The organism is Aquirufa sp. Wall-65K1 (assembly GCF_054558475.1).
Map to the genome: position 1 here is coordinate 356,791 of NZ_JBPXKD010000001.1, position 11,685 is coordinate 368,475.

General features: G+C 37.1%; 10 protein-coding genes. 3 read left to right on the forward strand and 7 right to left on the reverse strand.

Going from position 1 to position 11,685, the window contains the following annotated elements:
* Positions 1-12 precede the first annotated feature (12 nt).
* Complete coding sequence (locus tag ACST15_RS01640) at positions 13-1,719, reverse strand: alpha-amylase family glycosyl hydrolase (RefSeq protein WP_459452910.1); 1,707 nt, start codon at positions 1,717-1,719, stop codon at positions 13-15.
* 179 nt (positions 1,720-1,898) lie between these two features.
* Between ACST15_RS01640 and pgmB the strand changes: the two genes are divergently transcribed.
* On the forward strand, positions 1,899-2,546 hold the full coding sequence (gene pgmB / locus ACST15_RS01645) for a beta-phosphoglucomutase (protein WP_459452911.1): 648 nt from the start codon (positions 1,899-1,901) through the stop codon (positions 2,544-2,546).
* A gap of 40 nt (positions 2,547-2,586) precedes the next feature.
* Complete coding sequence (locus ACST15_RS01650) at positions 2,587-4,887, forward strand: family 65 glycosyl hydrolase domain-containing protein (RefSeq protein WP_459452912.1); 2,301 nt, start codon at positions 2,587-2,589, stop codon at positions 4,885-4,887.
* Between the two features lie 44 nt (positions 4,888-4,931).
* On the opposite strand, the gene ACST15_RS01655 is transcribed toward ACST15_RS01650, so the two are convergent.
* On the reverse strand, positions 4,932-5,933 hold the full coding sequence (locus ACST15_RS01655; protein WP_459452913.1) for a fatty acid desaturase: 1,002 nt from the start codon (positions 5,931-5,933) through the stop codon (positions 4,932-4,934).
* A gap of 171 nt (positions 5,934-6,104) precedes the next feature.
* Between ACST15_RS01655 and dnaK the strand changes: the two genes are divergently transcribed.
* Positions 6,105-7,994, forward strand: coding sequence for a molecular chaperone DnaK (gene dnaK, locus ACST15_RS01660; protein ID WP_459452914.1), 1,890 nt, complete (start codon positions 6,105-6,107; stop codon positions 7,992-7,994).
* 106 nt (positions 7,995-8,100) lie between these two features.
* Here the strand turns inward: dnaK and ACST15_RS01665 are convergent, their stop codons facing one another.
* The 5 genes from ACST15_RS01665 to infC form a co-directional block, all read right to left on the reverse strand.
* Positions 8,101-9,147: an XdhC family protein gene (locus ACST15_RS01665; RefSeq protein ID WP_459452915.1), complete on the reverse strand. Its 1,047-nt coding sequence runs from the start codon at positions 9,145-9,147 to the stop codon at positions 8,101-8,103.
* Positions 9,144-10,274, reverse strand: a complete 1,131-nt coding sequence (locus ACST15_RS01670) for a cysteine desulfurase family protein (protein ID WP_459452916.1) — start codon at positions 10,272-10,274, stop codon at positions 9,144-9,146. The genes ACST15_RS01665 and ACST15_RS01670 overlap by 4 nt, the downstream gene beginning before the upstream one ends.
* A gap of 96 nt (positions 10,275-10,370) precedes the next feature.
* The gene (rplT, locus tag ACST15_RS01675; protein ID WP_109323027.1) at positions 10,371-10,715 is read right to left on the reverse strand and encodes a 50S ribosomal protein L20; all 345 of its coding nucleotides are present in this window, start codon (positions 10,713-10,715) and stop codon (positions 10,371-10,373) included.
* Positions 10,716-10,797: 82 nt separating this feature from the next.
* On the reverse strand, positions 10,798-10,992 hold the full coding sequence (gene rpmI / locus ACST15_RS01680) for a 50S ribosomal protein L35 (protein ID WP_109323028.1): 195 nt from the start codon (positions 10,990-10,992) through the stop codon (positions 10,798-10,800).
* Between the two features lie 86 nt (positions 10,993-11,078).
* Entirely contained in the window at positions 11,079-11,639 is a 561-nt protein-coding gene (gene infC, locus ACST15_RS01685; protein ID WP_109323029.1) for a translation initiation factor IF-3, read from the reverse strand.
* Positions 11,640-11,685 lie beyond the last annotated feature (46 nt).

The following is an 11,685-nucleotide window of genomic DNA, read 5'->3' on the forward strand; positions in this document are numbered from 1 at the left end:
CCTATTAGAAATTTAAGAAATCGTAAAAGTATACACACTATTGGGAGGCAAAATGGACTTATCTGCCTTTGTGCTTGGGTTTGAATACATGGGAGGAACAAAAGCTTGCCTTAATGTTAAGTTACAACTGGTGATTTCCATCATATCCATGGCAAGTTGGGGAATATGAACTTGAACGGGAAAGTCATGCTGAGAATCGAAATTACATACAATCAATAACCTTTCATTGGCTGTATAACGAAGAAATGAAAATACTTTTCGGTTTGGATAGGAACCGGGTTGAGCATACTGTAAATCAAAAAAATGCCCCTTTTGAATGGCAGTATTTTTATGCACAAATTGAAATAAATCCACATAAAAACCATCCAATTGCTTTTCTAGACTAGACAATAATTTTCCATCAAATTTTCCACCATTCATCCACCTCTGATGGCTTTCTACCCGCCAAAAATCAAACATGCTCGTCCGGTCCTGGGCTTGATTGAAGCCTTCCACTTCATTGGCTTGTTCTCCAAACTCCTGACCCATGTACAACATAAGTGGACCATGATGTAAACAGGCAGTAACAACCATAGCAGGAATGGTGGACCATAAATTATGTTGAGCAAAACCTGGACTATTGATTCTAGTTTCGTCATGATTTTCCAAAAACCGTAACATATGCTCTGAAAATTCTCCCGATTCTTGTTGCCATACCCGAGTAATATCCTCCACGGTAGCCTCAGGCCTTTCTTCCATTAATCTTCTCAAAGCATCATATAAACCTACTTTATCATATAAATAATCAAATCCTCCTCTAAAAATATAATCTTGATAGCGGTAGGGTTGATAAATTTCTGCAATGAAAGTTACCTTGGAGTTAATTGATTTAATTTTAGGTATCACATAAGACCAAAATTCAACAGGCACCATTTCCGCCATATCACAACGGAAGGAATCAACCCCTTTATTCGTCCAATAAACGAGTACATCCAATAATTTTAGCCAAGTGTCAGGGATAGGATCGAAATGATTTTTTTGATCTTGCTGAAAATCGATCCCATAGTTTAATTTAACTGTTTCAAACCAATCATCTTTGGACGGCAGGGCCGAAAATACGTTGTTTCCACTGACTTTCGCTGGAATTTCAATGTAGGGTATTGTATAAGGAACCGGTACTTCTAAACCCTCTGGCACAGAAAACTTTGTCCCAGGTAGATAGTAAAAGTTATTATTCGGATCAAAGGCCTTATCTACCTGATCATGTACACCAAAATCGACAACACCTTTTGGCTTTTTATCTGAATAATATTGACGAGCTAGGTGGTTGGGAACAAAATCTAAAATTAGAAATAAACCTGCCTGATGTATTCTTTTTAACATTTCCTCAAATTCTTCCATTCTTTTGGCAGGATCTGAAGCTAAAAATGGATTGACATCATAATAATCTTTGATGGCAAAGGGAGAGCCTGCTCTTCCTTTGACTACAGAAGGATGATCTAGAGGAGAACCATAGGCTGTAAAATCCTCCATGGTAGCATGTTCAATGATGCCTGTGGCATAAATATGGGTAAATCCTTTTTTAGCTAAAGCCTCCAAGGCTTTCAAAGAAACATCCTTGAATTTAGTTACCCCGTTTCTTTGGCAGGATCCATGATAAACTAAATCTGTATTGGTATTACCCCATAAATGAAACATCATTTGATAGACAATAAATTTATGGGAGCTATTTTCTTTCATTTGAATAAGGGATAATCAAAACCTAAATTACGGGTAATAGGTTGGTATAATTCTAATTTAAATAAAGTTAATTTATTCACCAAATACAAGATTAAAGCCTCCAATAAGCCAAATTTCGCTTTTTAACCAGCAGGAAAACTTGTATTTTTGATAAATAGCATAAACTTTAAAATTATAAAATGAAGTATAAGGCCTGTCTTTTTGACTTAGATGGCGTACTCGTAGATACAGCAGTATATCATTTTCAAGCTTGGAAAATTTTAGGAAAGCAATTTGATTTTGAGTTAAGTCATCAACAAAATGAAGAACTCAAAGGTATCTCTCGCGTGGAGTCACTAGAAAAAATATTGCATTGGGCAAATTTTCAGGCTACCGAAAAACAAAAGGAAGCTTGGCTTCTAGAAAAAAATGAGACATACCTCAAGTTAATCTCACATATGAATCCCAGTGAAATTTTGCCAGGAGTTCTCCCATTTTTGGCTCAATTAAAGGATCAAGGATACCTCATAGCCTTGGGATCTGCAAGTAAAAATGCCAAAATCATCTTAGAAAAAACAGGCTTAATTACTTGGTTTCAAGCAATTATTGATGGTAATAGTGTTTCTAAAAGCAAACCCGATCCGGAAGTATTCCAAAAAGGGGCCGAGGCTTTAGGCATTTTGGCAGCTGAATGTATTGTTTTTGAAGATGCGCAAGCAGGAATTGATGCAGCCAAAGCAGGCGGGATGAAAGTAGTGGGAATTGGGTCTTCTGAAGTTTTACATGGCGCAGATAGAATCATTACATCCTTTACAGACATTCAAGCCAACGAATTATTAAGTCTTTAATGTAATCCAGTTTTTTAAATCTACTCCAATTAGATTTCCTATGAAGCATTATTTAAAACACGATGAGTGGAAAGTGATAGAGGATCAATTTCATCCAGAATTCAACGAGATAACGGAATCTGTTTTTTCTTTGGGCAATGGAAGAATGGGGCAAAGAGCCAATTTTGAAGAATCTTTTTCTGGTAAAACGCTTCAAGGGAATTATGTGGCAGGGGTTTATTATCCCGATAAAACAAGGGTAGGATGGTGGAAAAATGGTTATCCAGAATACTTTGCAAAAGTATTAAATGCCGCCAACTGGATTGGTATCGATGTGGTCATTGAAGGCGTGAAAGTAGACCTCAACAAAGCTATTATTCATGATTTTTATCGAGAATTAAACATGAAGGAGGGCTATTTACTTCGAAAGTGTGATATTTCATTATCCAATGGCAAACGACTTAAAATAGAATCAAAGCGTTTTAATAGCATGGCAGACGATGAATCTGGTGCTATTTCATACCAAATAACTCCCATTAATTTTTCCGGAACGATACAAATCCATGCTTACATTGATGGTGATATTCAAAACAAAGACTCCAATTACCAAGAAAAGTTTTGGGATGAAGTAAAAGTTGGAAGCTCCGATAATCGTTCCTTCGTTTGGTCAAGAACTAAAAAAACTCACTTTGAAGTCATTACCGGACAAGAAGTTCATATATACCAAGATGGGCAAAAATTAGCTATTCAATCCAAAGCTGAGACAAAAGAAAAATATAGTTCCTTACAATACGAAGTAGAGGTATATGAAAATAAAACGACTAGTATTTATAAATATGCCGTTAATTTAAGTTCAGAAAATCACCCTACATCAGACTTTGAGGCCCATTTATCTAGCTATTTATCAAACATTTCTTACAAAGGATTTGATCAAATGTTAAAAGAACAAGCATTAGCTTGGGCAGAAAAATGGAATAGCAACGATATTCTCATAGAAGGAGATGTGGCGGCACAGCAGGGGATAAGATTTAATATTTTTCAACTCAATCAGACATACACAGGAAAAGATGATCGATTAAACATCGGCCCCAAGGGTTTTACAGGTGAAAAATATGGTGGATCTACCTATTGGGATACGGAAGCCTATTGTATTCCCTTTTACCTTTCCACTGCACCTTCTCAGGTAGCTAAGAACCTTTTGATTTACCGCTGGAAACAATTAGAAAAGGCCATTGAAAATGCACAAAAACTGGGTTTTGATGGTGGGGCAGCCTTATATCCCATGGTAACCATGAATGGAGAAGAGTGTCATAATGAATGGGAAATCACTTTTGAGGAAATCCATCGAAATGGCGCTATAGCTTATGCCATCCATGATTATGTGCAATACACCGATGACAAACGACATTTACTTGATTACGGCTGGGATGTTTTATTAGCGATTGCTAGATTTTGGAAACAACGCGTTAATTGGTCTGAAAACCTTCAAAAATATGTAATGCTGGGAGTTACAGGTCCCAATGAATACGAAAACAATGTAAACAACAACTGGTATACGAATTACTTGGCTACATGGTGCCTAAAATATGTACAAGAAGTGTACCACGAAATAAGCTCTTTATACCCAGAAGAAGCTGCAATCAAATTTAAAAATTCTCATTTTAACCCAACCGAATTAGTTGATTTTGAGCACATTGTGCAACATATGTACTTTCCTCGAGATGAAAAAAGGGAAATCTATTTACAGCAAGATGGCTTCTTAGATAAAGTAATAGCCCCAGTAGACCAAATTCCAACACATCAAAGACCCATCAATCAACATTGGTCATGGGATAGAATATTACGCTCATGCTACATCAAACAGGCAGACGTTTTGCAAGGCATGTACTTTTTTGAGTCAGATTTTAGTTTAGAAGAAATTGAAAGAAATTATTCATTTTATGAGCCACTCACAGTACATGAATCATCATTAAGTCCATGTGTGCATAGTATTTTAGCTGCCAAATTGGGTAAAGAAGATAAATCCTATGAATTTTATACCCGGGCAGCCCGTTTAGATTTGGATGATTATAATAATGATACAGAAGATGGCTGCCACATCACCAGCATGGCTGGTACCTGGATGTCCATCATTAAAGGTTTCGCAGGACAAAGCGTACAAAATAATCAACTTCATTTAGCCCCTTTCTTACCTAAACAATGGAAAAGTTATCGCTTCAAAATTAATTTCAGGAAGGATCACTTAGAAATAGAAGTGAATCCATTAGGTGTAAAGGTTCAAAATTTAGCCAAGCACGAAACGGAAATTGTTATCCATCAGCAAAAGGTTCAAATTCCGGCTAATTCAAGTATTATGATATAAAAAAAGGCCTCAATGAGGCCTTTTCACTATCCAATAAAGGTTATTTATTCTTTAGCCAAATCAATATCAGGAGTGGAAACATCACTTAATACCACACCACCACGTTCTCTTCGAGCAATTCGTGAATACAAACCTACTTCTTGAGAAAACAAGAATGTAAAGAACAACTTAACAAAAGAAGTATGGTATTTTAGGTTGTCATAATACTCAGGTGCTGCTGCTTTTAATTTAGGAAGGTTATTCCAAGGAATTGAAGGCATATCATGGTGTTCATTGTGGTAACCCACATTCATATTAATTCCATTTAACCCACCATAGTAACTATACGTTTCTTGATTTTTATCCAAAACCAAATAATGTTCTTGAATCCAACGCGCTCCAAGCGGATGCAAACCTACAGAAAACATGAAACTTAAGCCCATGTAAGCTAAGGCAGGCCAACCCCATAGGTACACGATTAATGCATCAAAGGCAAATTGAGATATGATGTTCATAATCACCCAACGATCAAATACTGCCAACTCGATGCAACGTATGGTGCGAATAGCCTGAAAAAAAGGAAATAATAATAACCAAATGGCTTTTCCTATGAAATAGTTATTGATCAATTTCGCTTCCCAATAATCCGGTAAATCAGCATCCAATTCATGAACCCCTTGAAAAGCATGGTGCTTTAGATGATAATTCTTAAAGGAAATGGCCGTAGGGAATAGGGAAGGGAAGTTGGCTATAATACCAGCAAACACATTCCAAGAATTCTTTTTAAATACTAAATTATGAGCCGTTTCGTGGATACATACGAAAAGCGTGTGTGTTGGGAAAGCTCCCACAAACCAAGCCACAGCTACAATTAACCACCAAGGGGAATCTTTTAAAAAATAGGCAAGTGTAATTTGTAAACCCACACAGGCTAAAATCCACCAAATAGTGTTAGGATTCTTACCTATAAGTTTTTTTACCTCCGGATGTTTTTTAATAATTTCTCTAGTACGTTGACGATGAGGCTCTGAACCTTCTACCCAAGTAAAGTCATTAAATTCAGACATAATTGAACATTTTTTCTTGATACAAAGATAACATATATGCCTATTTACTGACGAAAATTATTGAATTTTATTCTTCGCATGGTTGTATGTGACAATATGTCAGCATTTCCCTAAAACGACTTTCATGGCATATTCCTTGTTACATGGTGGTGAAAAAATAAAATAATAATCATGGGAAAAATTATTGGAATTGACCTAGGTACCACCAACTCATGTGTGGCCGTTATGGAAGGAAATGAGGCAGTTGTTATTGCTAACTCAGAAGGAAGAAGGACAACTCCCTCAATTGTAGCGTTTTTAGAGAATGGTGAGCGTAAAGTAGGAGACCCTGCCAAAAGACAAGCGATTACCAACCCTCAAAATACCATATCATCTGTAAAAAGATTTATGGGTAAAAAATATAGTGATGTTAGTTCTGAATTAAAAACAATATCATACCAAGTAGAAAAGGGTAATAACGATACCCCACGCGTTCGCATCGGTGATCGTTTATATACTCCACAAGAAATTTCTGCGCAGATCTTGACTAAGATGAAGCAAACTGCAGAAGACTATTTGGGACAAACTGTATCAGAGGCAGTTATTACAGTTCCTGCATATTTCAACGATGCAGAACGTCAAGCTACTAAGGAAGCAGGTCAAATTGCGGGCTTAGAAGTAAAACGTATCATCAATGAGCCTACAGCCGCTGCTTTAGCCTATGGTGTTGATAAGCAAGGTAAGGACATGAAGATTGCGGTGTTCGACTTAGGTGGTGGAACATTTGACGTATCCATCCTAGAATTAGGAGATGGGGTATTTGAAGTAAAATCAACCGACGGTGATACACACTTAGGTGGTGATGATTTTGACCAAGTAATCATTGATTGGTTGGCACAAGAATTTATCGCCGATGAGAACATTGACTTGCGTAAAGATCCGATGGCTCTTCAGCGTTTAAAAGAGGCTGCTGAGAAGGCAAAAATTGAATTGAGCTCTGGAGCATCCACTGAAATCAATTTGCCTTATATCATGCCCGTAAATGGCATCCCTAAGCACTTAGTTCGTAATTTAACTCGTGCTAAGTTTGAACAATTAGCTGATAGTTTAATTCAACGCACTTTGGAGCCTTGCAAAAGAGCGATGAAAAATGCGGGGTATTCTAATTCAGATATCGACGAAGTGATTTTAGTTGGTGGTTCTACTCGTATTCCTAGAATTCAAGAAGAGGTTGAAAAATTCTTTGAGAAAAAACCTTCTAAAGGTGTAAATCCAGATGAGGTAGTTGCATTAGGTGCTGCTATTCAAGGTGGGGTTTTAACCGGAGAAGTAAAAGATGTTTTGTTACTTGATGTGACTCCATTATCTTTAGGAATTGAAACAATGGGTGGTGTATTTACCAAGTTAATTGAAGCTAATACAACAATCCCAACAAAAAAGTCGGAAGTTTTCTCTACTGCCGCTGATAACCAACCATCTGTTGAGTTAAATGTATTGCAAGGAGAAAGACCTATGGCCAAGGATAATCGTTCATTAGGCCGCTTCCACTTAGATGGATTGCCACCAGCACAGCGTGGAGTTCCTCAAATTGAAGTTACTTTTGACATTGATGCCAATGGTATCTTACATGTATCTGCAAAAGATAAAGGTACTGGTAAAGAGCAAAAGATTCGTATCGAAGCTTCCAGTGGCTTAACTGATGCTGAAATTGAAAAAATGCGCAACGAGGCAAAGGCCAACGAAGCGAACGATAAAATAGAGAAAGAGCGTGTTGAGAAAATCAACCAAGCTGATGCTTTAATTTTCCAAACTGAAAAGCAATTGAAAGAATATGGAGAGAAGCTTTCCGAAGGAAATAAATCAGCCATTGAAGGAGCTTTAGCTGAATTAAAAACAGCGCATGCTTCCCAAGATGTAGCAGCTATTGATGCTGGATTAGAAAAACTCAACGCAGCTTGGACTGCTGCTTCCCAAGAAATGTATGCTGCCGGTGAAACTGCAGGTACTACAGAAAATACAGCAGATGCTTCTGCCAATGGCTCAAGTGAAGCGGAAGATGTAGCTTTCGAGGAAGTAAAATAGTTAAATAGGTTTAGAGGTTTATTTAAACTCCCAGCAGTTACGCTGGGAGTTTTTTGTTGGTAAACCTATTTGAGTTATGCCTATATTTCCAACAGAAAATCTTTGCTTAGCCATGAATGGGCTTTTTTCGGAATTTTAGAGGTTGGCCGTCGCGCTTATTTTTCTGTGCAACTATTTCAGCTATAATTGAAATGGCAATTTCTTCAGGACCTTCTGCGCCCAAATCAAGGCCAATGGGACTCGAAATTTTATTTCTTAAGTCAGAAATAGCTATTCCTGATTTCAATAAATGATCTTCTAATTTATCCATGCGTTTCTGTGGCCCTAAAATACCCCAAAAAGTAAATTGGCTTAAGGAACTTAATTTCTTCATCAAAAACACATCTCGATCAAAATCATGGGTCATCATGACCAAAGAATCATTGGGAAGAATGGAATATTCAGCTTCCCAATCATAAATAGCATGTACCGACTTCTTAGCTAATGGATTCATCTTCTGTGTATTTCCTACCCAATGTATTTCCCAAGCTAAAAGTTGGATTTGTTGAATCAGCGCCATGGCATCAAATTGATTACCAAAAATCCAAATACGTGGCATAGGAGGAACGTATTCCAATAAGGTAGATTTATTTTGATTCAGGTGATATTGAGCTATTTTTTGTTCTAGCACCTGCTTTTTTTCTGTATCAAAGTGATGTAACACGGATTCAGCTATATAGCTAAATTCAAATTGATCTAGTTTATTTTCATCCCATACACTACACAAAACACCAGGCTCATTAGAAGCAATGGCTTGTTTCATGGCAATACAAATAGCCTCTAAATGAGAACGAATAGGATCTATCACAATATCAATCAAACCTTGACAACCTAAACCAACTCCTAATTGAAAAGGATCATCCTCACGAGTATCATAAGTGACCGTTTTGATTTGTTGCCGCATCATGGCCATTTGAGCTTTTTTCAACATATCTCCTTCCAAACAGCCCCCGCTTATAGCTCCCCACCAATTACCATCTCCAGTAACTAACATCCTAGCACCAGGTCTACGATATGCCGATCCATCTACATGAACCACCGTAGCTAAGGCTAAGTCCGTATTTTCAACTAATAATTGCTCTAATCGATTAACTATTTGAATCCAATCTTTCATATTAGCAGTTTTTGTAAACTTTGAATGAAGTAATTTTTAACCCACTCATGATCTTCCTTTAAATACAAATGAGACAATGATATCCGTACACTTGACAAGGCCGTTTCGTCATCTCTACCCAAGGCTTTAATCACATGTGATGGGAAAGTTGATTTCGAGTTACAAGCTGAACCATTGGATAGTGCCAACAATGGCATAGATCTAAAAAGTCGTTCCCAATCCAATCCCGTAATAGAAAAGTTTAAAATATGAGGAATCTGATTCTTAGAAACAGAATTGAACACAATACGATCTCCCAAGTTCTCTTTAAATAAACTTTCTAAATCGCTTTTAATGGCTTCTATGGCTGGCAAATAAGCCAAAAGCTGTGGAATCCCTTCAAAAGCCTTAGCTAATCCCACAATCAATGGAACGGGCAATGTACCCGCTCGTAACCCTCGTTCTTGAGAGCCGCCAAATTGTCGAGCTTGTAAGGCTATACCTTCCTTAACAAGAAGTGCTCCAATTCCTTTAGGACCAAAGATTTTATGAGCTGAAAAACTCAATAAATCAGGTAAATATGATTGAGCTATATCCAACTTGCCTAAAGCTTGAGTAGCATCACTGTGGCAGTATATACCCTCTTTTTGACACCATTGGGCAATACCAGAAATATCGCTTACCGTACCAATTTCATTGTTCACCCACATGATGGAAACCAAACGAGTATTTAGCTTTCGAGCAGCCTGAATTTGTTCCAAACTAATTTCACCAAATTCATTGGGTAAAAGATAGGTAACATCCCAACCATTGGATGCTAAATAGGCCATAGGCTCTAATACAGCTTTATGTTCAATAGCAGAGCTTATGATGTGGCCAGGAGATTCATTCTCCAACAATCCCAAAATCCCTAAATTATTTGACTCCGTGGCCCCTGAAGTGAATAATACAGCATTGGCCTTAATAGAAAAATAAGCCGCTATGGTTTTCCTTGCTTGATCAACAGCATCAGCTGCTTCCCATCCAAATATATGTTGATTGGAGCCCGCATTACCATATTGTTGACTAAAATAGGGAATCATAGCATCCAATACTACAGGAGCAACAGGAGTGGTGGCAGCATAATCTAAATAAACAGAGCGATTCAATTGATGAGCTGTTGGATGTAGAACAAAGATACATGACGGGCATGAAAAAAGTCCCAAATTTCTTTGGGACTTTCTTATTAGTATTTAAACTAAGGATTAACCTAATTTATTAACTACTGCTTTGAACGCTTCTGGGTGGTTCATCGCTAAATCAGCTAAAACTTTACGGTTTAAAGTCATTCCTGATTTGTTGAATTTGCCCATGAAAGCGGAATAAGACATTCCTTCTTGACGAGCAGCAGCATTAATACGCTGAATCCATAATCCTCTGAAATCTCTTTTCTTTACTTTGCGATCACGGTATGCATATTGCAAACCTTTCTCAACTTTGTTTTTGGCTACGGTCCAAACGTTTTTTCCGCGACCATAAAAGCCTTTGGCTAATTTTAAGATTTTTTTTCTGCGAGCTCTAGAAGCTACATGGTTGACACTACGTGGCATAGAAATTTGTTTTTTGAAATTGAGGCGACTTTTTACAGTACTTTAGGCCTTATTTCTGGTTGAACAATAACTTAAATTGATATTAAAGACCTAACATTAAGTTTACACGGTCCATATCAGATGGAGAAACTAAGGTCGCGTGAACTAAGTTACGCTTCTGCTTAGTCGTTTTTTTAGTAAGGATATGGCTATGAAAAGCGTGTTTACGCTTGATTTTACCAGTTCCAGTTACTTTGAAACGTTTCTTTGCTCCAGAGTTGGTTTTAATTTTTGGCATTATAGTAAAAATTAAATTTAAAATTGGGAATGCAAAAGTATAAAAAATACCCTTTAATTCCCTGTTTTGATGAAAAAAAATTGAAATTATTTCTTAGCCGCCTTAGGGGAGAAGATAATGCTCATACGCTTACCCTCTAATTTAGGCATGTCATCAGGTTTACCAAATTCTTCTAGTCCTTTGGCAAAATTCAATAACAACATTTCCCCGCGTTCTTTAAACACAATAGTACGTCCTACGAAGTGAACATAAGCCTTCACTTTAGCACCTTCTTTTAAGAAATTCACGGCATGTTTTAATTTAAAATTAAAATCATGCTCGTCGGTATTAGGACCGAAACGAATTTCCTTTATGACGGTTTTCGTAGCATTAGCCTTAATCTCTTTTTGCTTTTTCTTTTGATCATACTTGAATTTAGCATAATCAATAACCTTACAAACAGGAGGAACGGCATTCGGAGAGATTTCCACCAAGTCTAAACTTTGAGATTCAGCAATGGCTAAAGCTTTGGAAAACTCATAAACTCCTTGCTCAATATTTTCTCCAACCAATCGCACTTCTGCAACCCCACGGATTAAATTATTGATTCTGTAAGGCTCCTCTTCTCGTTTGTTTCCTCGGTAATTGTTATTGGGGCGTAAAGCCATAAAGTAAAATTTCGTTTAATAATTATTGTTAATTCTTGAATTCAAT

What these genes read in the sequence shown, in the direction of transcription:
- ACST15_RS01640 (WP_459452910.1), bottom strand. Translation starts at nt 1,719, where the DNA reads ATGAAAGAAAATAGCTCCCATAAATTTATTGTCTATCAAATGATGTTT.
- pgmB (WP_459452911.1), top strand. Translation starts at nt 1,899, where the DNA reads ATGAAGTATAAGGCCTGTCTTTTTGACTTAGATGGCGTACTCGTAGAT.
- ACST15_RS01650 (WP_459452912.1), top strand. Translation starts at nt 2,587, where the DNA reads ATGAAGCATTATTTAAAACACGATGAGTGGAAAGTGATAGAGGATCAA.
- ACST15_RS01655 (WP_459452913.1), bottom strand. Translation starts at nt 5,933, where the DNA reads ATGTCTGAATTTAATGACTTTACTTGGGTAGAAGGTTCAGAGCCTCAT.
- dnaK (WP_459452914.1), top strand. Translation starts at nt 6,105, where the DNA reads ATGGGAAAAATTATTGGAATTGACCTAGGTACCACCAACTCATGTGTG.
- ACST15_RS01665 (WP_459452915.1), bottom strand. Translation starts at nt 9,147, where the DNA reads ATGAAAGATTGGATTCAAATAGTTAATCGATTAGAGCAATTATTAGTT.
- rplT (WP_109323027.1), bottom strand. Translation starts at nt 10,715, where the DNA reads ATGCCACGTAGTGTCAACCATGTAGCTTCTAGAGCTCGCAGAAAAAAA.
- rpmI (WP_109323028.1), bottom strand. Translation starts at nt 10,992, where the DNA reads ATGCCAAAAATTAAAACCAACTCTGGAGCAAAGAAACGTTTCAAAGTA.
- infC (WP_109323029.1), bottom strand. Translation starts at nt 11,639, where the DNA reads ATGGCTTTACGCCCCAATAACAATTACCGAGGAAACAAACGAGAAGAG.